The sequence below is a fragment of the Clostridium sp. AM27-28 genome (genome assembly GCF_003480955.1).
GTDB classification, from domain to species: domain Bacteria; phylum Bacillota; class Clostridia; order Lachnospirales; family Lachnospiraceae; genus Otoolea; species Otoolea fessa.
Map to the genome: position 1 here is coordinate 88577 of NZ_QUJT01000001.1, position 22986 is coordinate 111562.

The following is a 22986-nucleotide window of genomic DNA, read 5'->3' on the forward strand; positions in this document are numbered from 1 at the left end:
GATGCTCAGTTTAGCACCTTTTATAATAATGAGAATCATTACTATTTTTATTGACAACAGGATAATAGTGGTATATAATCCTTATTAAGAACTAATCCTAATAAGGAGGACGGATGACAAGTAGGAGAAATACCATTCAAAAAGATCTCGTAAGAAATACCGTATACGAAATGAGAAGACACGTTACGGCAATTGAAGTGTATGAATTTATAAAAGAAGCATATCCATCAATTGGAAAAGGAACTGTATATAGAAATCTTGATATATTGGTAGAGGAAGGTGCATTAAGAAAGGTTGAAGTTCCGAATGGACCGAACCGATTTGATTTTACATTGAAAAATCATTACCATGTAAGATGTATAAAGTGCGGTGAAATTTTTGATGTGGATATGGATCAAATACCGGATTTGCTGGAAAGAATTCATAACACTCATGGAATTGAATTTGTGGATTACGATATTTCATTTAAAGGCATTTGCCCGAAATGCAGGGAGAAGGTAAAGGAGGAACAGCATGGATAGGAAAGCAATGTATAAGTTGAGTTATGGACTGTTTATATTGACCGCTAAAGAAGCAGAAAAAGATAACGGATGCATCATTAATACAGCCATTCAGGCAGCTTCGGAACCAAACCAGTTAAGTATCTGTGTAAATAAGGCAAATTATACGCATGATATGATTCAAAGAACCGGAAAATTTACTGTATCAGTCTTAAGTCAGAAGGCACAATTTGAATTGTTCAAACATTTTGGCTTCCAATCAGGAAGAGATACCAATAAGTTTGAAGCATTTGAGCAGTGTGCCAGGGGCACGAATGGTATTTATTATATTACAGAAGGTACAAATGCATACATTTCTGTGACAGTTACTAAAACAGAGGACTTAGGTTCACATACGATGTTTATCGGTGAGATAACCGATATGGAAGTTTTAAGCAATGTTCCTTCAGTAACATATGATTATTATCAGAATAACATTAAGCCTAAGCCACAGGAGGTTGGAAAAACAGAGGACAGTCAGACAATATGGCGTTGCAGAATTTGCGGATATGAATATGTAGGCGAGGAATTACCGGATGACTTTATATGTCCTTTGTGCAAGCACCCGGCATCAGATTTTGAAAAAGTAGTAAAGAAAACGGAGGTAAAAGAGATGGCAGAAAACAAATATGTAGGAACACAGACAGAGAAGAATTTACAGGAGGCATTTGCGGGGGAATCACAGGCAAGAAATAAGTATACCTATTTTGCTTCTGTAGCGAAAAAGGAAGGTTACGAGCAGATGTCAGCATTGTTTTTAAAGACTGCAGATAATGAGAAAGAACATGCAAAGATGTGGTTCAAGGAATTAGCAGGAATTGGTGATACAAAGGAAAACCTGGCGGCAGCGGCAGAAGGCGAAAATTATGAGTGGACAGATATGTATGACGGCTTTGCTAAAACAGCTGAGGAAGAAGGATTCCCTGAGCTTGCAGCAAAATTCAGGGCAGTAGGTGAGATTGAGAAGCACCATGAGGAAAGATATCGTGCACTTCTTAAGAATATTGAAACTGCACAGGTATTTGAAAAGAGCGAAGTTAAGGTATGGGAATGCCGTAACTGCGGACATATTGTGGTAGGAACAAAGGCTCCTGAGGTATGTCCGGTATGTAACCATCCACAAAGCTATTTTGAAGTACATGAAGAGAATTATTAAGGAGATAAGATTATTAGCAGTCAAGAACAGTGCTTATGAAATAATAAATAAAAAGCACGCTACATATTATGGAATGGCAATGTCTGTAAAAAGAATCTGTGAAGTAATTATGAGAAATGAAAAATCAATACTTCCGGTATCGCACATAATTCATGGCGTATATGATATTGACGGAGTATCGTTAAGTATGCCAGTTATTGTAGGTGTTGATGGTATTGAGTCTAATATACCTATTAATTTAAGTGGTGAGGAAGCATTAAAGCTTAAGAAATCTGCAGATTCTTTGAAAAAGATTATAGAGACGATTGAACTATAAATTATACACATGGAAGGAGATAAAAGCATGGAAGTAAAGTATTATATATGTAAGCATTGTGGAAACATTGTTGAAAAGGTAAAGGATAAAGGTGTTCCTGTAATTTGTTGCGGAGAACCTATGCAGGAATTAAAAGCCGGTGTGACAGATGCGGCTGTTGAGAAGCACGTGCCTGTATATACAGTGGAAGGCAATTATGTTCATGTCGTGGTCGGAGAGACAAAACATCCAATGCTTGAAGAACATTTCATTGAGTGGATTACATTAAATACCAATCGGGGAATATACAGAAAACAGTTAAATCCAGGGCAGGAGCCGATAGCAGATTTTTGTCTTTGCGATGGTGAACAGGTAGAAGAAGTATATGCATATTGTAACCTGCATGGATTATGGAAATGCTAAAAGCATTTATACATATTAAGATTTAAGAACAACACAAATATAACCGTAATATAGGCTGTGTATTAATGTATTTATAAGGAGGAACAACAAATGAAATATGTATGTGATGTTTGCGGATGGGAATACGATGAGGAGAAGGGATATCCAGAAGGTGGTATTGCACCTGGTACAAAGTGGGAGGATATTCCGGAAGATTTTGAATGTCCGTTATGTTTTGTAGGCAAAGACCAGTTTTCAAAGGCTGAATAAAAATGAAAGCAGGACTAATGGATGTATGAAATGAAACCAGAATATTATAATGGAATAAATATGATAGAATTGACATAATATTGGAAAATCTTCGTGATTATACAGTAAAATACTTTACTGATGAAGAGCAGTATATGGAATCTATTAATTATAAGAAGTTATTTACACAGAAAGTTCAATATCTGAAATTTATACACAAACTTGATGAATTTATAGAACATCATAATGATGAGATAGAAGATCAAGATGAACAGATTATGGTTATATGTGTAGAGTCTGCGGATAGAGGATAGGGGAATGTGCAGCATGTTTCCGTATTACTCCCATGTTGTTACCAATTGCTATCCTTTTGCTACCATTCTACCTCTTTTTTTTCAGAATTGACCTGTGCTAATATTATCATAGACAAATGAGACATGAGCTACAAACTTACATTTCATTTGTTTCTCTTTTGCAAAAGAATACGGACAAAATATAAAGCGTCTGCTCATTGCCGGAATGGTGATGAGTATGGCGCTTTTTTTGATGCCGAAAACCGGGTGATGACCTGAAAAATGAAACAGGAGGAAATAGCATGGCATATGAATATGGCCACGATTGCCCATTTGAAGCTTACATCACGAATCTCGGAAAATATAACGAAGGGGAGTTGGTAGGCGAATGGGTAAAGTTTCCTACCACATCAGAAGATCTGAAAAAAGTATTTGAACGAATTGGAATCGGTTCAAAAGATGACTTTGGTAATCCTTATGAAGAATGGTTCATAAGAGATTATGACTGTTATGTCGATGGGCTGTATGAAATGCTGGGAGAATACGAAAGTCTGGATGAACTCAATTATCTGGCTTTCTTTAAAAAGAAGCCGGTCATATTTTTTTATGAAAAATAAATTTTGTTGAGGTTAAATTGAGATTGACTTTGTATTGTATAAGTATGAAATAAAAAGGAATCAGGTGCTGTACAATGAAAAAGCATAAAATATGTAAAATCCTTCTTGTTATACTGGCAATTTTTTTATGTGTGGCTTTTTATGAATTGCTCGGAATCTGCGTTGCATATAAAAAGCAGCCGGAAGTGTCCAATACAACCAAAAAAGAAACAAAAAATGGGTCATGGAACGAATGCAGTGAAAATACAGAACGGGCAGTAATCATAGAAAAGAATCCAGAAGCGCTTTTACAAAGAGTGCGTTTGATCAAGAATGCAAAAGAAGACATTATTCTTTCTACTTTTGCATTTCAATCCGATGAAAGTGGAAAATTGATCTTAGGAGCACTGCATGATGCGGCAGACAGAGGTGTGCATGTTCGTCTGTTAGTAGATGGAATGGAGAGCTGGATTGATATGGAAGGAAATCCGTATTTCTATGGATTATCTTCCCATGAGAATGTTGAAATTAAACTGTATAATAAGGCCAATCCGTTGAAACCATGGAAGATGATGGGGAGAATGCATGATAAATATTTGATTGCAGATGGTAAGACATATATTCTTGGTGGAAGAAATACATACAATTATTTCCTGGGTGATTTTCTGGGACATAAGAACTATGACAGAGATGTGTTAGTGGTTTGCAATGAACCTGAGAAAGAAAATTCAGTTAACCAGTTGTTAGAGTATTTTGAAACGATATGGGAACAAGAAGACAGTGGTTATTTTCATGACAATAAAAAACTGGCAAATAGAAAATCTGTAAAGAACGCAGTTTTAGAGCTGCAGAACGGCTATCAGAAATATTTTGAAGAGAATAAGGAAAGAATCTGCGATACCGATTACACGGACGAAACTTTTGAGACAGAAAAGATTGTATTAGTGTCAAATCCTATCCACACAGGTCCCAAGGAACCAGTAGTCTGGTATCAACTGGGAGAACTAATGAAAAATGCAAAAGAGCGCGTGAAAATTCATACACCATATATTATCTGCAATGATATGATGTATAATACATGGAAAGAGATTGCGGAGAGAGTTCCGGATTTTTCTATCATGACCAATTCGGTTGCCAACAATGGAAATCCGTTTGGTTCTGCTGATTATGCGAGAAACAGAAACAGAATTTTAAATACAGGAATTGATATCTGGGAGTATGAAGGCGGCTATTCTTACCACGGAAAAAGCATCCTGCTCGATGATGATCTATCCGTAATCGGTTCCTTTAACATGGATATGAGAAGCACGTATCTGGATACGGAACTGATGCTTGTAATACGTAGCAAAGAGATTAATAAACAGTTGGAAGAAGGCATGATGGAATATGAAAGAGTGTCCCGACAGGTATTGGAAGATGGAACCTATCGTGATCCGTATCATGTAGAGCCAATTGAATTGACAAAGAAGCGTCAGAGAAACGTACTTTTGGTACAGCATCTGCTTGGATGGGCAAGATATCTGTTCTGATAAAGGAGGAAGAAGATCGTGTTTCAAATATTAATTGTAGAAGATGATAAAGAATTAAGCCAGCTATTCCAAAAAGTGCTTGAGAAGAATGGATATCAGGTCAAAAGTGCATCGGATGGAGCACTGGCATTAGAAATATTGGATAAAGAGTATATTGATCTGATCATTTCCGATATTATGATGCCGGTTATGGATGGTTATGAACTGGTGTCGAAACTCCGTTCAGCAGGATATCAGATACCGGTACTTATGATCACTGCGAAAGGTTCCTTTGATGATATGCGCCAGGGATTTCTTTCGGGAAGTGACGATTATATGGTAAAACCGGTAAATGTGAATGAAATGGTTTTAAGAGTCGGAGCACTGCTTCGCCGTGCACAGATATTGAATGAACACAAAATTGTGATCGGTTCAACAGAGTTTGATTATGATGCAATGACGGTTACAACTGATAAGGAAAGTCTTGTTTTGCCTAAAAAAGAATTCCTGCTTTTATATAAGCTTGCAGCTTCGCCAGGCAGAACATTTACAAAACAACAGTTGATGGATGAAGTATGGGGATACGAGACGGAGGCAGACCCACATACGATAGAGGTACATATAGGAAGAATCAGGGAGCGTTTGAAAGATAACCCTGATTTTGAAATCGTAACAATGCGTGGAATTGGATACAAGGTGATGAAAAAATAATGGAACAAAAGAAAGAAAAAGGATTGCGGATCCGATCCTGTCTGACTGGTGCAATCTGGCTGGCACTTGTATTTTCAACAGTCATATCTGCGTTATTATTTGCTTTTTTGAATCATTTTTTTAATCTGCCTGGTAGCATACCTGTGCTTGGCTGGCTTTTGATTTTTAATACATTGATTGCAGGGCTGATTACTTCCTTTATCAATGCAAGGTTGCTGGAACCAATTACCAGACTCAGTAAAGCAATGAAGGAAGTTTCGCAGGGAGATTTTGAACAGCACTTGGAAACGAACAGCCGTATCGCAGAAGTTGGAGAATCTTATCAAAGTTTTAATGTGATGACAAAAGAGCTTCGTGCAACAGAAGTACTGCAGATGGATTTTGTCTCCAATGTTTCTCATGAGTTTAAGACCCCGATCAATGCCATTGAAGGATATACAATGCTGCTTCAGGGAGAAGAACTGTCTCCGGATCAAGAGGAATATGTAGAAAAAATCTTATTTAACACCCAAAGACTTTCTGGATTGGTTGGTAATATTTTGCTGTTATCCAAGTTAGAGAATCAGAACATACCAATGAAAAAAACAGAATATCGTTTGGATGAACAGATCCGTCAGGCATTTCTTTCCCTGGAGACAAAATGGACAGAAAAAGAAATTGGTTTCCAGGTAGAGCTGGAGGAAGTTAAATATACTGGGAATGAAGGACTTTTTATGCATATATGGATGAATCTTTTAGATAATGCGATTAAGTTCAGTCCTGCAAAGGGGACAATTATGATGTTTCTGAAGCAGGAAAAGGATTCTGTAATGTTTATTCTGGAAGATGAAGGACCGGGAATAGAAGATGATGTGAAAACCAGAATATTTGACAAGTTCTATCAGGCAGACGGTTCTCACAAAGCAGAAGGAAATGGTCTCGGCCTTGCACTTGTGAAACGGATCGTAGATAGTGCTGGCGGGACGATCAAGGCAGAAAACCGGGAATATGGTGGATGCAGATTTGTTGTAGAGCTTCCAATACAGAAAGATGAGGCCATATAAGTTTAAGAAAAACAGATAGAGGAGGAATTACATGACATTTTATCAGGAATTGCAGTTAAATCAGGCAGGTTCTAAAAACTTGTTGAAAAAGAGTGAAACAGTGAAAGAAAAATCATATCATATGCTGGTATATTTGGTAAAGATAGCTGTTACAATGGCATTTTGTTTTTTATTTGTTACTATTTTCAGTATCTTATTTGGAAATGAGAATAGTATTGTGGGTGTAGTAGTTTTATTATGCCTTATGGTATTTCGGAATGCGGATCTGGGGATCCACACCGGACAATCTACGATGCTTTTGGCTTTGTTCTTTGTAATTATGACTGTATGTCCGCATTTAGCAAACCAGCTTTCACCGGTACTTGGAATGCTGTTAAATATTGCGGCACTGGCTGTGTTGATTCTGTTCGGATGCCATAATCCATTCATGTTTAATCAATCTACATTGGTTCTTGGTTATCTGTTATTGTATGGATATGATGTAACAGGAAAAAGTTATCAGATGCGATTAACCGGAATGGCTTTAGGTGCAGCACTTACCTGCTTCGTATTTTATCGAAATCATAAAAACAGAACTTATAAAAGAAATCTGAAAGATCTGATACAAGAATTTGATATCACTTCTTCCAGAACAAAATGGCAGATATGTCAGATTTTATGCGTACCGATTGTCCTTTGCATTGCAGAACTTTGTAATATGCCACGTGCAATGTGGGCTGGTATTGCGGCCATGTCCGCGATTTTGCCGTTTATGGAAGATATGCACTACAGAGTCCGTAAAAGGATTGTCGGAAATATTGCAGGTGTAATATGCTTTACAGTACTATATTTTCTGCTTCCGTCATCCATCTATACATACATAGGAATCCTTGGCGGAATTGGTGTAGGACTTTCTGCAAAATATGGCTGGCAGGCAGTATTTAACACATTTGGTGCTTTGGCCATTGCTACAGAGAGTTATGGACTAAAAGGAGCCGTTGGTCTTAGAGTGATTCAGAATGTTTTTGGCGTTGTATTTGCATTAATATTTTGTTCTATGTTTTATTGGTTTATGTCGAAAAAAGGAAACAGTGGTAACCGTAGATGCAGAATAACGTGGGATGGAAAGAAAAAGGGTTAATCCGGAAATGGCAGCTTTGCTGACGAGTCTGGCGAAGAGTATGAAGATGTAAGGGAAAATTTAAGATCTGTTGGCTTTGGGAAGAATCCTAAGGGTGACAGATCTTTTTTTATACCTGCCTATCTTCCTTCATTTTAACACAAAGGTAATCTTCGTATTTAAGAAAGTCCAGGAAAAGAAGAAGGAACAGGAAGCGGCAAAGCCTGCCCCAGATGCTGATTATGTGGACGATGACGAGGACTATGGGTACGATCCGGAGTTTGAGAACGATGATGCAGATAGCTCCGTCGATGAAGATGATAATGAACCTGTGTAAACAGGATAGGCTTGATGCCTGGGGCAGCCTTTACATAATTTCCACTTTCAAAAAATAAAAAATTTTATGTTTTTGAAAGCGACATCTTGCATATACTATTAGCAGACAGTATAATAAGTACAGTGAAGCGGTTTCGAGAAATGAAAAAATTTCAATTTTTGAAAGCGGGTGACGATATGAAAACAATCACGAGAGCAAAATATCTCAATAGAATCATTGAACTGAATGACACTCCTGACATCAAGATCATCACGGGCATTCGTCGATCCGGTAAGTCCAAGCTGATGCAGGCGTATATTGAGTATCTGAAAAGCCATTTTGAAAACATCAATATTATCTTCATTGACTTCATGGATTTGGCGTATGAGGAAATCAAGGAATATCATGCCTTACACGCCTATGTGGAAGAACATTATCAGGAAGGTAAAACGAACTACCTGTTTGTAGACGAGGTGCAGATGTGCCCCAAGTTTGAGTTGGCAATCAATAGCCTATACTCTAAGGGAAAATACGACATCTATGTAACAGGCTCCAATGCTTTCCTGTTGAGTGCGGATCTGGCAACTCTGTTTACCGGACGCTATATTGAAATTCATGTGTTTCCTTTCAGCTTCCAGGAATATTGCCAATATTATGATGATGTTAGTGATAAGGATAACCTCTTTGATGATTACGCTATCAAGGGCGGTTTAGCAGGTTCTTACGCTTACAGAACCGAAAAAGACAGAACAAACTATATCAAAGAGGTCTACGAAACGATTGTTACAAGGGATTTGGTGCAGAAATATGCGCTCCCGGACACTTTGGTTTTACAGCGTCTGAGCGAGTTCCTTATGGATAATATCAGCAACCTGACTTCTCCTAATAAGGTCAGTCAGCTGCTGACAGCAAATGAGACTCCGACCAATCATGTAACCGTCGGCAAGTACATTAAGTATTTGTGCAATGCTTTTGTATTTTATGATATTAAGAGATACGATATCCGAGGCAAGAAATACCTTGAAAGCTCTGAAAAGTTCTATTTGTGTGACAGCGGTATTCGATATGCAATACTGGGAAGCAGAAATATGGATTACGGCAGAGTATATGAAAACATCGTTTGCATCGAACTTCTTCGCCGTGGATACGATGTCTATGTCGGCAAGCTCTATCAAAAGGAGATCGACTTTGTTGCTCAGAGAGGCAGCGAGAAGATTTATATTCAGGTCAGTGACAACATTTCCGGGCAGGAAACATTTGAGAGAGAATGCTCTTCTCTGCTTCAGATCCGAGATGCTTATCCGAAAATGATTATTGCCAGAACCAAACATCCAAAATATAGTTATGAAGGAATCGAAATCCATGATATAGCCGATTGGTTGCTACAAGAATAAACAAGGTGAAATATCTCCGCCATTCTCTTTTGAAATGATGGAGATATTTTTATTATGGCGGAGATTACAGAAAATTGTATCAGGCTGCAAAAATCCCTCCGGAACTTTTAAATCAGATGACAAATAGCACCACGGATGACGCTATTCTTGACGCTGATGGCGCTAATCATGGCGCTGATAATATGGAAGGCAGCTTCGTTATCTATTCCTATCAAGAATATAAATCACGAGAAATGCAGATTATATAAGACACGATAGATGCGATAGGAGGAGTGAACAATGGATCAGAAAATGTTTTGTTATCAATGTCAGGAAACGGCCGGATGCAAGGGCTGTACGGTGGTCGGTGTCTGCGGTAAGCAGCCGGATGTGGCGGCAATGCAGGATTTGCTTGTGTGGGTGACGAAGGGTATCAGCGCGGTGACGACACGGCTTCGCGAGGAGGGACGTGCGGTGGCAGATGAGGTCAATCATCTGGTTACCGAAAATCTGTTTACGACGATCACGAATGCCAATTTTGATAAGGCGGCGATTGAAAAAAGAATTGAAAAGACGCTGGAAATGAAGACGGCACTGTGGGAGCAGTTGGAACGTCGGGACAATCTGCCGGAGGCGGCTGGCTGGACAGGTGAGCCGTCTGAATTTATAAAAAAAGCGTCGGAAGCGGGCGTTCTGATCGGGCAGAACGAGGATATTATTTCCCTTCGCAGCTTGATTACGTATGGCTTGAAAGGTTTGTCTGCCTATACCCGGCATGCGAACGTCCTGCTGCAGGAGGACCGGGAGGCAGATGCATTTTTACAGCGGGCGCTTGCGGCGACGCTGGATGACGGTCTGAGTGTGGATGATTTGATTCACCTGACGCTGGAAACCGGCGAATATGGTGTCCGGGGAATGGCGCTTTTGGATCGAGCAAACACCGAGACTTATGGAAATCCGGAGATTACTACGGTTGATATCGGTGTCGGTAGTAATCCGGGCATTCTTGTTTCAGGACATGATCTGCGCGATATGGAAATGCTTCTGGAGCAGACGCAGGGAACCGGCGTCGATGTATATACGCACTCGGAGATGCTTCCGGCCCAGTATTATCCGGCATTTAAGAAATATCCGAATTTTAAGGGTAATTACGGCAATGCATGGTGGCGTCAGAAGGAGGAATTTGAGATGTTCAATGGACCGATCCTGATGACGACGAACTGCATCGTGCCGCCGAAGGATAGCTACAAGGATCGTCTCTACACAACCGGTGCGGCGGGATATCCGGGCTGCACGTATATCAACGGTGGAATCGGAGGAAAGAAGGATTTTTCAGTGATCATCCAGCATGCGAAGCGCTGTGAGCCACCGACCGGGATTGAGCAGGGGCAGATTGTCGGAGGCTTCGCCCATGCACAGGTGCTGGCGCTGGCAGATAAGGTAGTGGATGCGGTCAAATCGGGAAAAATCCGAAAGTTTGTCGTCATGGCGGGGTGTGATGGGCGGGCTAAGAGCCGCACTTACTACACCGATTTTGCAAAGGCGCTGCCGGAGGACACGGTAATTCTGACGGCTGGCTGTGCGAAATACCGCTACAATAAGCTGAATCTGGGCGATATTGAAGGAATTCCGCGTGTCCTGGATGCGGGGCAGTGCAATGATTCATATTCCCTGGCGGTCATTGCGATGAAGCTGCAGGAGATTTTTGGGCTGGATGACATCAACGACCTGCCGATTATTTACAACATTGCCTGGTATGAGCAGAAGGCGGTCATTGTTCTTCTGGCGCTACTCTCACTCGGTATCAAGAATATCCATCTTGGACCGACGCTTCCGGCATTTTTAAGTCCGAACGTGGTAAATGTATTGGTGGAAAAGTTTGGAATCGCGGGAATTGACAGCGTGGAGAGCGATGTGGAATTATTTTTCGGGGAGAAGTGATAAATACAGGACGGAACTGGATAAGAGGGAATCGAACAAAGTCGGAATTTGGATCTGAAATCTGGAGATAGATTTGCAAAAAATCTGTGTTGGTTTTACAAAAAGCGGTCGGAACGATCTTGAAAACGGCAGTTAGTGAAATAGGGGGCAGTTCTCTGGCAAATGCAGGGAACTGCCTTTTTCATGTAATAGGAAATTCCTTGGAATTCCCTATTACACAAAAAGGCACTAACGTGCCAATGATGCGCATTCTTTTTTATTTATAGAAATATTGATATGGAAAATGAAAGTGTGATATGATGGGAAAGATGAATGAGTTCTAAAATATAAAAGAAATTGATACGGCAGATCAATCGATAGAGGATGCGGGAGGAAAACAGCCATGTCACTGGAAAAAGCAGAAAGTTACTTAAAGGAAGCCGGATTTTTGGATCATGTTATTGAGTTAAAAGAGTCCACAGCGACGGTTGCGCTGGCAGCGGAGGCATTAGGCGTGGAGCCGGGGATGATTGCGAAAACGATGTCCTTTTTGCAGGGAGAACAGCCGGTATTGATTTTGACAGAAGGTACTGCGAAAGTGGATAACCGGAAATATAAAGATACGTTTCACGTGAAAGCAAAGATGATCCCGTTTGAGCAGGTGGAGGAGGTTACCGGTCATGCGCCGGGTGGGGTCTGCCCGTTTGGTATCAAGGATGGAATTGAAGTGTATCTGGATGAGAGCCTGAAGCGTTTTGAGACGGTTTATCCGGCAGCAGGAGACGACCACAGCGCGGTACGTCTCACGATCCCAGAGTTGGAAGAAGTGTCCGGAGCGAAAGGCTGGGTGGATGTCTGCAGGGAGCCGGAGGATCAGTAGCACGAGTAGGTGTGGGAGATTTTAGGAGAATTCATATGAGAGATGTGAAAGCAACGGGGAGAAGCAGGGGAGAAAATGATAACGGCGGAATCAGGGTGGGTTCCAGATTGGGAAAGAAAGGTCGCCTGTGCCGGAAAACGTTCGTCCGCCTGCTTTGCCTGACAGCAGCCATGATGGTTCTTGGATCTTTTACCGCCTTTGCCAGAGCGGGAGGTGCTTCCGGCGGCGGAGGTGGCGGAGGTGGTTCTTCCCATCATCATACAAGCAGCAGCCGGGGACAAGGCGGACGGGCGGGTGCGTTTCAGGCGCTTTTGCTTACGGGAACCTTTGTGATTCTGGGAAGTGCCGGAACCATTACATACCTGCACCGGGCAAAAAAGAAACAGGCGGCAGCCCGTGAAAAATTGAAAGAATTTTCCATCGGAGAAGATCATTGGGATCGGAGTGAGATACAGGAGCGGGTGCGGGAATCATATTACCGGATTCAGGAATGCTGGCGGGATCGAGATCTGGAAAAAGGGCATCCTTACCTGAGCCAGAAGATGCAGCAGGAGTTTCAGACGAAATTTGAGTGGAGCAGGATGCGCCATGAGGTGTTTGTCATGGAAGGGATCCAGCTTCTGGATGCGATTTTGGTGGAAGCGGAGAATGAGGACGGCGACGACCGCGACTATATCTGGTATTTGATCCATGGAAAGATGATCGACTATGTGTATCACGAAGAAACCGGAGAACTTTTGAAGGGATCCCGGAAAATGGAAGATTTCTTCGAATATTGGAGGTTTGTTCTGGAAGATGGAAACTGGGTGCTGGATGAGATCTGCCAGAAGGAAGAAGTGGATAATGGGCGGAAGTTGTGCTGAGAGGTGCTTGAGTGCCGGAAGCAGAGCTTCTGAGGAGGTTGTTTGGCAGATATGTTTGAGCCGCCGGAGGAGATACGGAGAAAAGAGTTTCAGGAAAGATAATGAATTTTGAAATTTAAAAATGTTTCACGTGAAACATAAAATGTATCAAATTTTTCGATATGAAAAAGGCCGGACGCGGCAGCTCCTTTTGGGGGAGTGCGTCCGGCTTTTTTATATACAGAAAATGGAAAATCAGGTGCCATATCCGGATGGTTCGGTAAATCAATCATCGCTTACGTGTATCGATGTAAAATAAGCCGTCCTGATTGCAATAGCAAAAGATTTTTTTAACACCGCTCATTTTTAACCGTGCCTCCGGAGCACCTTCCGGATACAGCTTAACCATCTGAAGCCCATAGGAAGACAGGGCAGCGACGAAGGAAATATAATGTTTTTTGGTCATTTCATGTTCGATCCGGATATAATACTCATCCTCAACTTGCTCGATTCGAATTTTATGATTTTCATCCATGCACTCGGCAGGTTCCGGCAGTAACTGTATCCCATGGCAGCTGATGGCGATTTCTCCCATACTATGAACGACATTGCCGCATACAGGGCAGACATAAAAGTTGGAGCGCAGCATATTGGCGGATACGTTCAGATTTGAAATCGCATTGCCGGAGAGCAGCTCCATAATGGAGACGCCAAATACGGATGCGATTGGTTCCAATAATGAGATATCCGGATATCCCTTGCCAGTTTCCCTTAGTTAAAGATATGAACCCTCTTTATCAGTCTACTTTTCCAATAAATCGGTAGTATATCTCTATTTCCTGTATTCTTTCGTTATCCTCATTCGTTGTTGCTTCGTGAATGAGTATTTTTTCTATCATTGCATTTAATAACGGTGCTGTCAGTTCCTTTGGTACGGAATACTCCTTGATTAACTCAATCCACTTTTCAGCACCTATCATATCCTGTTCCATTTTACTTAATTCTTCTCTTAGGTTGGTTATCTGCTGTTCCAGTTCTATCTGCTCTTTTTGATATTTCCCCGACAACATGATGAAGTTTCGTTCCGTTATCTTCTCACAGGCTCTATCTTCATACATTTTCGCAAATAAACGGTCAATCTCATTTTGTCGGTTCTCGGCTTTCTTCAAGGCACTTGCCTTTTTCTTCTTTTCCCGTATTCGCTCTGCATTGCCGACTTTCTGTATTTTGTTCAATACCTTTTCTTCGTCCTGCTGTACTGCCTTAGCCCAATACTGCAAGCGTTCCAATACGGCTTGATACAGCACGTCATAGCGGATATAGTGCATAGAACAATTACCTTTGCCAAACTGCCCGTAATAACTGCAAGCATAATAACTATATGGGGTTTTATTCGCCTTGTTTGTCGCAAATCTCATAGACCAGCCACAATCCGCACACTTGACAAGCCCTGCAAATATCGGCGTTGCCTTTTCCTTTGTCTGTCTACGCCTTGATTTTATCTGCTCCTGCACACGATAGAACACTTCCTTGTCAATAATCGGTTCGTGGGTATTTTCTACTCGAAACCATTCGCTTTCGGGCTTTCGTACTTTCTTCTTGCTTTTGAAAGAAACGGTTGATTGTCGATTATGAACGCTGTTTCCGATATAGACTTCACTTTTCAATATCGCCTTTACATGAGCAATCGTCCACTCATAACGCTTGCTTTCGGGCTTTCCCTCAAAGATATGAGCAAAAGTACCGTACCTTGTAAAATTCAACCAAGACGCGGTCGGGACTTTTTCTTCTCGCAGTATTTTTGTGATTTTTGCACTTCCGTAACCTTGATAGGCTAGGGAAAAGATTTTTTCAACAATCCATTTTGTTTCCTCATCAACCAACAGTTTCCCTTTGATGTCGGGGTGTTTCTTATATCCTAACGGAGCATAAGCCCCATAATACGCACCCTCTACAAATTTCGTCTTAAAGGCTGATTTCACTTTACGGCTCGTATCTCTTGCTACCCATTCATTGATGATGTTCTTAAATGGTGCAATCTCACTTTCGCCTTTTTCGCTGTCCACACCGTCGTCAATCGCTATGTAACGGACATTATGGCTAGGAAAATACAATTCTGTATATTGTCCTGTCATAATATAGTTTCTACCAAGTCGTGATAAGTCTTTTGTTACAACACAGTTGATTTTTCCTGCCTCTATATCCTCAATCATTCTTTGAAAACTCGGTCTTTCAAAATTTGTTCCCGACCATCCGTCATCAATATATTCATCAATCACATTCAAATGATGTTCTTTTGCATATAGACGCAACATACTTCTTTGTGTGGTAATGCTGGAACTTTCGCCCTGTAATTCATCATCTCGGCTTAACCTAAGATAAAGTGCAGTATTGTAAATCTGTTGTTTCATTGTCAGTTATCCTCCTTTATAACTAACCCGTGTTTACAATACCTGCTTGCAAGTAAAGTATAACACGGGTACTTTTTGTCATTCAATCTATTTCTTACAACTGCACTGATTTTATGTGATTGTCTGCTTTGCTTTTTCCAACATGACATCAGTTAGAAGTTCTTCCATTGTCTTTCCCTTTTCGGAGAAATGCTCTTTTACAACAATCTTTGTCTTTCCTCTGTTGCCAATGCCACACTTGCCATTTTTCTTTTGAATTGTTTTTACAGCATTATCAATAACACATACCCCCTTTCTGTAAAATCTTTCTAAGCAATTCAACGGCTTTTGTCATAGCCCACAGGACTTCCACCTCTGCATTATCAATGTAGCCGTACCCATTGCGTGCGACGCTCTGAACGCTCAAGCTGTGGCTGTACGGGAGTATCATTATCTGACAGCACAGGTCATGGCGATAAAAGAGGACAAGTCTTTTACAAGAACACAGATAGGTTGTCGCTCACTTTTGCAGGAGAAAGGTCATGGCGTATCTGTTTCAACGGCTCGCTGTCTGTCAAAGGTATTGAATTGCTTTATTCAGTTGTCAAAGAGCGATTGAAAGAAGAAAATCATCTTTCCTATATACCGCGTAGGAAAAGAGGAGAAATGTAACTAAAATTCAAAACTTTTTCCCTTTTTCACTACTATCTGTACAGCAAACGTCCATTTGCTAAGTTGAAATAGAAAAATTTTAACTTCTTTTCATGCACCATATAGGGATAGAAAATGTCATTTTGCTAAGTTGATGATGAAAAAAGAATATTTTCCTTTTCACACCCTAACTACCAAAAAGATACTGTTACTGCCAACAATAGAATGAACTATTTTCTTCACTCCATATCAGGACAGAAAAGCGTTATTTGTATCACATTTCTTAAACTTTTTTCTTTCTACGCCATATAGGGAACGGAAACCTTAAATTGTTAAGTTGAAGATAAAATAATTTTCTCTTTTCACATCAATACTCAACAGTCAATGCCTGTTTGAATACAAATGGAAGATAGTTTTTCTTCTTTTTGCATAATACTGTCCACTCAACTCGATTTTCCGACATTTTTTCAAAACTTTTTTCGTCTTTCACTTCATATAGGGACAGCAAGCCAAAATTTAATGACCTATTTTCAAAAAAAGTTTAGATTTCCTCAACTTCACACCATATAAGGAATAGAAACCTTGTTTTGTTGCAGATTTTTCAAAATAATTTCAATTTCTTTTTAATTTTCATATCTGTACATCAAATAAAATTTTCATGCTCTCAAGTTAGATTTCCTGTTCTCGCACCATATCTGTACGAAAGTTGATGTTTTGTTGCAGATTTCTCAAAGAAATTAAAAAATACCGTCATTCTCTTGTGGAACATTGGTATCTATTCGTTCTTCTATGGTTGATTTTTCTAACTGTAATAAGTGTTTATGCTTATCTTTGAGTTCTGCCTGTTCAATCATATCTTTTAGTATCGTTGTATGATTTTCTTTATCTAATGCCTGTACCATTTTTATGGTTGGTGCAACCTGTCTTTGTAACCAATGCAACGCTTTTTGTAAAGTATAAGGTTCTGGCTTTGTAGTTAATCGTATCGGCTCTCTGTTTTCCCCTACAAACCATGCCCAATCATCATTTGTTTTCCATTGACTTTTGGGTTTATCATCTTCTCTATCTACAAAGCGGACATAATGATTGATGATAGAAAAAGCGGTGCGTTCAGCGTCCCTATAGGTCAGTAAATCTACAACCGCATAATAGGCTCGTTCATTCTTCATGCGTATTTCAAAACGGTTCTTGATTTCTGTATCTTCAACTTCTGTGCCATTCTTGACATACTGCTCATAATTCTTCTGATAAGCACACATATATAACTCACTACTGGTTGAACCGAGATATAATGTTTCTCCTGTATTCTTTGGCAAATCGCTACCGCATTTTTCCGTACCGCTGTAATCTTTCTGCTTACGGAAGTAGGAGATACATTCGCCTGCCTTGTATTTTTCCTTTAACTTTGGAATATCCAATATTCCTGCTTTATCATTGATTGCTAAATCAAGACGTTTCATCACACCACCTGCCGTCATACAATCAAGCATGAAGTCATACCATGAGCGTTCCTGTGCCAATAGATAACTTTCCATTTGACGACACCCTCTGCCTTTTAACTCTAACAAAACACCTAAATGCTCTTGCATGGAACACATGATATTGATGTCGCCTAAAACATATTTACTTTCATATCCGTATTTTCCATAATCTTCATAAAGCATATAATCGGATTTTAGTTGTAATACATCACGAATAATCTTTAATGCGTCCGTAGTAGGAAAGCGGACACGGAAGTAATCAATCAACAGAAATAATGGCTCTTGCGGATTGAAACGCTCAATCTGTTTTTCCATGACTTCTTTTAATTCGTCATTCAATGGCTGTTTTCCTTTTTCAATGCGGTTGTAATATTCACGGCTGATACCACAGGCAACAGCAAACCTTGTTTGCGTTACTCCGTATTCTTCACGCTTTTGTCTTAATTCTTCAAAAAAGTTTTTATCATTCATTCTTTAATTCCTCCAATCAAAAAAGGCAACTACCATTTACTGATAATTGCCTGTCATTAAAAATCTGTATAGAAAAAGCAGTCAATCCTAAGACTAACTGCTTATGCATACAGATATGAAGTTGTTTACCTTTATTGCAAGCTCTCATAAATCAGAAACACACCTGATAAAAATGTCAAAAAAGCTACAATTTCTATACGAAAATCAAAACACTTAAAAACTTCTTTTCCATACTTTTCATTTTTAAATACAAATATTTCTTTTCCAATTTTTCTTTTTCCCAGTGATAAAAGGATACAACCGTGTGCCGTATAATACTTTTTATTCTTAATTTTTATAATATAAGCGTGCTTTTTTACAGAAATTCCACCAACTACATACCCAGCGTTTTGGTCTACAATACCTATTATTTTTCCTTTACATTTTTCGCCAGTAAAAACAACTCTATATTTTAGATACAACAAGTATAAACTGACAATAATGATAATAATTCCTAAAATCAACATTTAAGTTTATCCTCTCTTATAACAACTTCAAATTTTTTATTTTTTCATATCCACATTATAACATTCTCATATCAGCACCACAATAAAAATAATTAAGCACCAATAATCTTATTGAATATCTCCAACCGTAAATCTTTCACACCATCAGCGTTGAATACTGAGCTACAACAATTAAGGCAACTACTACTGTATATTGATAATTGCCAATACTTACATTTCTGCAAAAGAAAAAGACAATTAACTTCTTGTTTGAAATCAACGGTCTGTCCTATGTCTTATTCAATTTTTCCAAGTGATAATGGCATAATTTATATCACACCATGTAAAATGCGGTTTCGCCTTGTAAATACAGCGTTTTCCGCTTGTTAATGTATATTGACTCTTGTTTTTTGTGCCCCCCTTGTTAGATAACGGGGGCTTAATCTTCGCTCGCCACAGGCTCGCTCACAGACGAAGTGAACCAGCCACTTGCAAGACATGGCAGAAAAATCTGAGAGATTTTCCTGCCACCGTGTCTGGATCACTCCGTCTGTTTAATCATTTCCTTTATTTTCTTGTATAGGTACTCCATTTTTCTTCATGTATTCTATAAAAGACTCAGTCCCTATTAGCATTGCATCTAAATTTATTTTTTTCTCGTTCTGCACTATGATTTTTATACTACCGCTTGTACTGATTTCAATATATTCTATTTTTGTAATTGAAATCTTTCTTTTCTTCATAGGGTAAATAACAATCAATTCCTGTTCTTCTATAATTATTTTATATTTACTGATTGCCCATGCAGTAAAAGCACTAATAATCCCCATAACCAAAAACAAAATAGTAATACCAGTATCTTGCCATAAATATATAATAACCACTGAACATATCATAGAAATAATGAAACACCCATATAAAATTTTAGAAAATACAGGTGGAAAGCATAATTCTTTTAAATCCCCTTGCAATTTATACTTTTTGCTTGTTATCATAGATATTATTCCAAATACTAATGTCATAAAAAATAATCCTATTATTTTCATCACTTATTCTCCTTAATCTCTCCATATCTACTATTAGGTAAATATCTAACTCTCAGATATTCCCCCTTTTGTATTCCTTTACTATAAACAGTTACAAATATTTCTTTTTTAGTTTTATTATCCATAATTCCAATAGCTCTTGTTTTGTTTTTATCTTCATCACTATAATTCCAAGATGTTACTGTTCCCTCTACTTCAAGATAATTGCCAGAATTTATGTTTGGAAAATCCTGTACAGCAGGAAGAACTACCCGCAAAAACGCAGGAATCAAAATGATACCTATAATACCATTTGAAATCATATTCATCCTTTTTTCATTTCTCTTTACAAAATCTCTCATGTCCAATGGAGCATTTTCCCAACGAAAGATTTTTTTCTTTTTTATTATGTGATATAAAAACCATATTGTAAGAACAGATAACAATAAAGCTTCCATATATAAAACCATAATTATTCTCCCCATACTCTTTTCTCCTAGAAATTTCTTTGCAAATTGTTAACCGATTGATTTTTTATCTGATAATTTATTATATCATTTATAGAACTCACATGTCATTACTTTTCTGCTATCTGTCAAAATATTTTTTATCCCATGCCTTATCAAGAGTGCAAGCATTGCTTACGCAACAAGCTCTTGACAATTCATGCTCTAAAAAATGAAAGATAGTCAAGCAGAAAAAAGAACAAATTGTGCTGTGTTACAGCAACAAAAAAACATCTCATATTTTGTATGAAATGCCATTTTGCTTTTCTTTATGCTATTTTCTTTGTCGTATCAAGGTTCTTTCAATCGTAGTAAATTAGTGGTAAATTTCTTTTGTATTTTCATTCATATTGCTTAAAGTTCCTGCGTTTATGCGGATAATAGGATTTTTAATCTTTTTGGTATAAAAAAGCAGGAGACCTTTTCAGATTTCCTGCTCAGTAGAGTTGTGAAGATGTTATTGTTGTTATTTAATTTCAATGTTCGTCATAGTTACTAACCCAAGACGAACTAAAATAGTTTGTACGATACGACACCAAAAAATACCTAGAATCAGGAGCAAAGCATATAAAATAATTGACGCTTGTAAATATTGTCTGCCAAAGTGAATAAGAATAAGCAGTGGAGACATTAATATTACAAAGAATATAATGCTTGTAATTATTCTTTTTATGTTTTTTGTATCTGCTAAATCAAATTCAGCTCCACAAGAACATTCGTTAGGTATTCCTCCTTTTATTTCAGTACCACAGTTCATGCAATATAGTTTCTTCATTCTAATCACCTCTACAACCTGGAATTGTTCTATTATTATCTTTCAATTTCTATACTTAAAGATTTTCCAGATTTATCACTTTGAAAATTTTCATAATACCAAAAATAGAAAGGCTTTTCACAAAGTTCAAAATAAATAATTTCATCGGGTTTTTTATTTTCTATTTTTGTATTGTAAATATCTTCATCATGTACAAATCCATATAAAAAGCGACTATTGTCTGGACTGATATTTAAGTCTTGCAATCTATCACTTAATGCTAACTGTGATTTTAGTAACGACATCGTATCTTTGTCATACGGGCGGTCTTTCTTTATAACCTCATGTACACTTGTAATATGAGCATATCTCTTTTTACCATCTACTTCCTTAATTTTGAATTTTGAAAATGTCAAACTTGACTCTATATCGTTTTTTTCTGATATATACAAAACACTTTTATAGTTTTCGTTTTCAAACTCCTTTATAATCTTATCAATATGTGTTTTATATTCTTCGCCTTGTTCAAACTCAATAGAGGCACTTAACAGAGCATCCTGTATTGAGTTTGCATAATTTTTATCAGAAAGTAAACTTTCTTTTGAGTTTAAATCTTCTATTGGATAATATTTTGTTATTTCTTCCGGAACATATTTATCGTTCATTTCTGTTCTTTGTATTAAACTATTTCCACCTGTTATTTGACCTAAATATCCAAGCCCTAGAAAAACACTAAACACAAAAATAATTATTCCCAATATTATCCAAATTACCTTCTTTTGTTTAGTCATAAGATTAAGCCCTCTCAATTTATTGATTGTTAAATACAAATTTATATGTTTCTCTGTATTCACATTATACCATTTTCCACTACCCGCTACAATATTTCAAAATCTTAAGACTACCTTTTTCTGCTTTTGAAAAGCTACTTTACCGTCCATAATTTGTAAAGGGTGCCAAAGCATTGCTTACGCAACAAGCCCTTGACAAACCACAGCCTGATAAGTTTAGAGTAATCAAGCAGAAATGAAATAGTCTGCTGTTTCAAGGCAACGAAAAAGAGATACCAGCACATTTATGCAGTATTTCTAACTTAATCACACTATTCTTTTATTCGCAAGCAGGAAAACACAGGTTATTTCTTAATATCCTTTTGTTTGGGAAACTCCGGTTTCCCACTTGGAAATGGTTTTGTCCGAGACATTCAGCTTTTCAGATAATTCGGCTTGTGTGAGCTGATTTTCTTCGCGCAATTTTTTGATAACAGCTCCTGTAAGATATTGATTCATTGATAATCACCTCCAGAAACTATATTACAGCGTTGTGCCGAAATTATGTACCTACGTAAAGTAGAGGGGGGAAGAAGCGGGAAATATATTATAGCGGGATTTTCGTTTAGGCTGCACTTTATGTCCTCGTTTTCCTGTGTTCTGCTGAAAAAGATACCTTATCCAACAGCCCACACACAACCCATGCTGTCGCAATCCCCAACACGGCTCCGAACAGCACATCGGTCGGATAGTGCACAAAGAAATACATCCGGCTGAATCCCACCATGGCTGCAAATGCGAGGATTCCGATTCCTGCTTTTTTATAGTAGTGGAAAATAGCCATCGCGCTTGAAAATGCTAGGTAGGTATGGACAGACGGGCAGGAAAAGCTTCCAGGTTTTTTGACAATTAATGTAACGGTGTCATCCACGGCACATGGACGGGGCCTTGCGATCAGATCCTTCAGCCACTCATTTCCAATGAGGAAAGAGACAACATAAGATAGGAGAACTGCCGCACCACATTTTCTTGTCTTTGGGATGATCAGAAGCAGCAGGCCAACCAGGATCCAGAATTGACCGAGGGAGCCTACCAGCTGGTTAAAAACAGTGACCATGATCGAATCCAGAATGGGATTATGCAGGGCCTGAATCAGATGTAACATATGTAATTCCATTGTAAATTTCTTTTTCTTCTGAGTTTTGCTCTTTCAGAAGTCCTTTTTAAAAAT

Annotated in this window: 24 protein-coding genes and 3 pseudogenes; 16 read left to right on the forward strand and 11 right to left on the reverse strand. The window is 38.6% G+C overall.

The window, feature by feature from the left end; genetic code table 11:
• The first annotated feature begins 113 nt into the window (after window positions 1–113).
• The 16 genes and pseudogenes from DW720_RS00460 (at window position 114) to DW720_RS00535 (ending at window position 13243) form a co-directional block, all read left to right on the forward strand.
• Window positions 114–521 (forward strand): transcriptional repressor, encoded by a 408-nt coding sequence (locus DW720_RS00460; RefSeq protein WP_107000938.1) that lies wholly within the window; start codon window positions 114–116, stop codon window positions 519–521.
• Entirely contained in the window at window positions 514–1695 is a 1182-nt protein-coding gene (gene rbr / locus DW720_RS16100) for a rubrerythrin (protein WP_107000937.1), read from the forward strand. Before DW720_RS00460 ends, rbr begins: the two co-directional genes overlap by 8 nt.
• A 16-nt stretch (window positions 1696–1711) precedes the next feature.
• Window positions 1712–2011 (forward strand): annotated as a pseudogene (locus DW720_RS00470) (L-lactate dehydrogenase); the annotation flags it as partial.
• A gap of 27 nt (window positions 2012–2038) precedes the next feature.
• A complete protein-coding gene (locus DW720_RS00475; protein WP_118749136.1) occupies window positions 2039–2413 on the forward strand; it encodes a desulfoferrodoxin family protein in 375 nt (124 codons plus the stop codon).
• A 90-nt stretch (window positions 2414–2503) separates the two neighbouring features.
• Window positions 2504–2662 (forward strand): rubredoxin, encoded by a 159-nt coding sequence (locus DW720_RS00480; RefSeq protein ID WP_107000935.1) that lies wholly within the window; start codon window positions 2504–2506, stop codon window positions 2660–2662.
• A 574-nt stretch (window positions 2663–3236) separates the two neighbouring features.
• Window positions 3237–3509 (forward strand): annotated as a pseudogene (locus tag DW720_RS00490) (antirestriction protein ArdA); the annotation flags it as partial.
• Between the two features lie 116 nt (window positions 3510–3625).
• The gene (locus tag DW720_RS00495; protein WP_118749137.1) at window positions 3626–5059 is read left to right on the forward strand and encodes a phospholipase D family protein; all 1434 of its coding nucleotides are present in this window, start codon (window positions 3626–3628) and stop codon (window positions 5057–5059) included.
• An 18-nt stretch (window positions 5060–5077) separates the two neighbouring features.
• Window positions 5078–5749, forward strand: a complete 672-nt coding sequence (locus DW720_RS00500; RefSeq protein WP_118749138.1) for a response regulator transcription factor — start codon at window positions 5078–5080, stop codon at window positions 5747–5749.
• Window positions 5749–6792 carry a HAMP domain-containing sensor histidine kinase gene (locus DW720_RS00505; protein ID WP_118672467.1) on the forward strand — a complete coding sequence of 348 codons (1044 nt, stop codon included), beginning with the start codon at window positions 5749–5751 and terminating at the stop codon, window positions 6790–6792. Before DW720_RS00500 ends, DW720_RS00505 begins: the two co-directional genes overlap by 1 nt.
• Before the next feature lie 31 nt (window positions 6793–6823).
• Window positions 6824–7886 (forward strand): annotated as a pseudogene (locus DW720_RS00510) (FUSC family protein).
• Between the two features lie 120 nt (window positions 7887–8006).
• A complete protein-coding gene (locus DW720_RS00515; RefSeq protein ID WP_243099679.1) occupies window positions 8007–8228 on the forward strand; it encodes a calreticulin in 222 nt (73 codons plus the stop codon).
• Between the two features lie 140 nt (window positions 8229–8368).
• Window positions 8369–9601, forward strand: coding sequence for an ATP-binding protein (locus DW720_RS00520; RefSeq protein WP_118749140.1), 1233 nt, complete (start codon window positions 8369–8371; stop codon window positions 9599–9601).
• Window positions 9602–9675: 74 nt separating this feature from the next.
• Window positions 9676–9849 (forward strand): hypothetical protein, encoded by a 174-nt coding sequence (locus tag DW720_RS15635; protein ID WP_182436497.1) that lies wholly within the window; start codon window positions 9676–9678, stop codon window positions 9847–9849.
• Window positions 9850–9880: 31 nt separating this feature from the next.
• Window positions 9881–11521 carry a hydroxylamine reductase gene (gene hcp, locus DW720_RS00525; RefSeq protein WP_118628345.1) on the forward strand — a complete coding sequence of 547 codons (1641 nt, stop codon included), beginning with the start codon at window positions 9881–9883 and terminating at the stop codon, window positions 11519–11521.
• Window positions 11522–11903: 382 nt separating this feature from the next.
• On the forward strand, window positions 11904–12380 hold the full coding sequence (locus DW720_RS00530; protein WP_117796789.1) for a YbaK/EbsC family protein: 477 nt from the start codon (window positions 11904–11906) through the stop codon (window positions 12378–12380).
• Between the two features lie 35 nt (window positions 12381–12415).
• Window positions 12416–13243 (forward strand): Tim44-like domain-containing protein, encoded by an 828-nt coding sequence (locus tag DW720_RS00535; protein WP_118749141.1) that lies wholly within the window; start codon window positions 12416–12418, stop codon window positions 13241–13243.
• A gap of 268 nt (window positions 13244–13511) precedes the next feature.
• Here DW720_RS00535 and DW720_RS00545 read toward each other — a convergent pair whose 3' ends face one another.
• The 11 genes from DW720_RS00545 to DW720_RS00600 form a co-directional block, all read right to left on the reverse strand.
• Window positions 13512–13958, reverse strand: coding sequence for an XRE family transcriptional regulator (locus DW720_RS00545; protein WP_118628349.1), 447 nt, complete (start codon window positions 13956–13958; stop codon window positions 13512–13514).
• 61 nt (window positions 13959–14019) lie between these two features.
• A complete protein-coding gene (locus DW720_RS00550) occupies window positions 14020–15633 on the reverse strand; it encodes a recombinase family protein (protein WP_113990459.1) in 1614 nt (537 codons plus the stop codon).
• Between the two features lie 111 nt (window positions 15634–15744).
• Window positions 15745–15954, reverse strand: coding sequence for a tRNA wybutosine-synthesizing protein 3-like protein (locus DW720_RS00555; RefSeq protein WP_113990460.1), 210 nt, complete (start codon window positions 15952–15954; stop codon window positions 15745–15747).
• 1046 nt (window positions 15955–17000) lie between these two features.
• Window positions 17001–18215: an XRE family transcriptional regulator gene (locus DW720_RS00565; RefSeq protein ID WP_054344484.1), complete on the reverse strand. Its 1215-nt coding sequence runs from the start codon at window positions 18213–18215 to the stop codon at window positions 17001–17003.
• A gap of 131 nt (window positions 18216–18346) precedes the next feature.
• The gene (locus tag DW720_RS00570; protein WP_054344485.1) at window positions 18347–18721 is read right to left on the reverse strand and encodes a hypothetical protein; all 375 of its coding nucleotides are present in this window, start codon (window positions 18719–18721) and stop codon (window positions 18347–18349) included.
• A 533-nt stretch (window positions 18722–19254) separates the two neighbouring features.
• On the reverse strand, window positions 19255–19746 hold the full coding sequence (locus tag DW720_RS00575; protein ID WP_004614024.1) for a hypothetical protein: 492 nt from the start codon (window positions 19744–19746) through the stop codon (window positions 19255–19257).
• Window positions 19746–20210, reverse strand: coding sequence for a hypothetical protein (locus tag DW720_RS00580; RefSeq protein ID WP_004614025.1), 465 nt, complete (start codon window positions 20208–20210; stop codon window positions 19746–19748). Before DW720_RS00580 ends, DW720_RS00575 begins: the two co-directional genes overlap by 1 nt.
• Before the next feature lie 487 nt (window positions 20211–20697).
• The gene (locus DW720_RS00585; protein WP_004614026.1) at window positions 20698–21006 is read right to left on the reverse strand and encodes a hypothetical protein; all 309 of its coding nucleotides are present in this window, start codon (window positions 21004–21006) and stop codon (window positions 20698–20700) included.
• A 35-nt stretch (window positions 21007–21041) separates the two neighbouring features.
• A complete protein-coding gene (locus DW720_RS00590) occupies window positions 21042–21776 on the reverse strand; it encodes a hypothetical protein (protein ID WP_042741426.1) in 735 nt (244 codons plus the stop codon).
• 351 nt (window positions 21777–22127) lie between these two features.
• Window positions 22128–22274 carry a helix-turn-helix transcriptional regulator gene (locus DW720_RS00595; RefSeq protein ID WP_118749143.1) on the reverse strand — a complete coding sequence of 49 codons (147 nt, stop codon included), beginning with the start codon at window positions 22272–22274 and terminating at the stop codon, window positions 22128–22130.
• A gap of 118 nt (window positions 22275–22392) precedes the next feature.
• Window positions 22393–22932 carry a phosphatase PAP2 family protein gene (locus DW720_RS00600; protein ID WP_118628358.1) on the reverse strand — a complete coding sequence of 180 codons (540 nt, stop codon included), beginning with the start codon at window positions 22930–22932 and terminating at the stop codon, window positions 22393–22395.
• Window positions 22933–22986: the final 54 nt, after the last annotated feature.

Coding starts and splice junctions, on each gene's coding strand:
- DW720_RS00600 (WP_118628358.1), bottom strand. CDS start 22,932: ATGGAATTACATATGTTACATCTGATTCAGGCCCTGCATAATCCCATT.
- DW720_RS00475 (WP_118749136.1), top strand. CDS start 2,039: ATGGAAGTAAAGTATTATATATGTAAGCATTGTGGAAACATTGTTGAA.
- DW720_RS00460 (WP_107000938.1), top strand. CDS start 114: ATGACAAGTAGGAGAAATACCATTCAAAAAGATCTCGTAAGAAATACC.
- DW720_RS00570 (WP_054344485.1), bottom strand. CDS start 18,721: ATGTTGATTTTAGGAATTATTATCATTATTGTCAGTTTATACTTGTTG.
- rbr (WP_107000937.1), top strand. CDS start 514: ATGGATAGGAAAGCAATGTATAAGTTGAGTTATGGACTGTTTATATTG.
- DW720_RS00590 (WP_042741426.1), bottom strand. CDS start 21,776: ATGACTAAACAAAAGAAGGTAATTTGGATAATATTGGGAATAATTATT.
- DW720_RS00580 (WP_004614025.1), bottom strand. CDS start 20,210: ATGGGGAGAATAATTATGGTTTTATATATGGAAGCTTTATTGTTATCT.
- DW720_RS00550 (WP_113990459.1), bottom strand. CDS start 15,633: ATGAAACAACAGATTTACAATACTGCACTTTATCTTAGGTTAAGCCGA.
- DW720_RS00505 (WP_118672467.1), top strand. CDS start 5,749: ATGGAACAAAAGAAAGAAAAAGGATTGCGGATCCGATCCTGTCTGACT.
- DW720_RS00530 (WP_117796789.1), top strand. CDS start 11,904: ATGTCACTGGAAAAAGCAGAAAGTTACTTAAAGGAAGCCGGATTTTTG.
- hcp (WP_118628345.1), top strand. CDS start 9,881: ATGGATCAGAAAATGTTTTGTTATCAATGTCAGGAAACGGCCGGATGC.
- DW720_RS00575 (WP_004614024.1), bottom strand. CDS start 19,746: ATGAAAATAATAGGATTATTTTTTATGACATTAGTATTTGGAATAATA.
- DW720_RS00520 (WP_118749140.1), top strand. CDS start 8,369: ATGAAAAAATTTCAATTTTTGAAAGCGGGTGACGATATGAAAACAATC.
- DW720_RS00535 (WP_118749141.1), top strand. CDS start 12,416: ATGAGAGATGTGAAAGCAACGGGGAGAAGCAGGGGAGAAAATGATAAC.
- DW720_RS00595 (WP_118749143.1), bottom strand. CDS start 22,274: ATGAATCAATATCTTACAGGAGCTGTTATCAAAAAATTGCGCGAAGAA.
- DW720_RS00480 (WP_107000935.1), top strand. CDS start 2,504: ATGAAATATGTATGTGATGTTTGCGGATGGGAATACGATGAGGAGAAG.
- DW720_RS00565 (WP_054344484.1), bottom strand. CDS start 18,215: ATGAATGATAAAAACTTTTTTGAAGAATTAAGACAAAAGCGTGAAGAA.
- DW720_RS00585 (WP_004614026.1), bottom strand. CDS start 21,006: ATGAAGAAACTATATTGCATGAACTGTGGTACTGAAATAAAAGGAGGA.
- DW720_RS00495 (WP_118749137.1), top strand. CDS start 3,626: ATGAAAAAGCATAAAATATGTAAAATCCTTCTTGTTATACTGGCAATT.